Genomic DNA, 472 nt, shown 5'->3' on the forward strand with positions numbered 1-472 from the left:
ATCCAGAAGATCGACTTCAAGCTTGTTTTGGTTTAATAGGTTTGGAATAAATACTTCACCGTCGTAGCCAACTACGGCATCTTGTTGCCCCTTAATGCGAACTGTATAACCCGGTAATAAAGGTGAATTGTTCGCATCAACAAGCTTCACTAAGCCAGAAATGACCTGATGAGCGCCAAAGTCAATCAAAGCTCCTTGGCGATAACCTACGAATGCTGTTTGGTTAGTGGATTTAACATCCCACTCTAAAGGTAAATATGATGGATCCAGATAGATATGATGAAGCTGATAGGGTCTTAAATTTGCAATTAAGAATCGACCGTTTCCATCAGTTGCTCCTAAATTGACTCCGCCATTTAAAATTTGGCTTTGTGGCCCCGCATTGGTCACAACTGCGTAGCCGTCTCCAATTTCATTGGCCGCAAAAACTCGTCCTGCTGCCGCAACCAACGATCCTGTCGCTGAAAGTGCA

Annotated in this window: 1 pseudogene; it reads right to left on the reverse strand. The window is 43.6% G+C overall.

The annotated features are described in order from the left end of the window. Positions 1-472 (reverse strand): annotated as a pseudogene (locus NL42_RS19400) (fimbria/pilus outer membrane usher protein); the annotation flags it as partial.

The organism is Acinetobacter sp. GN11 (genome assembly GCF_054823985.1).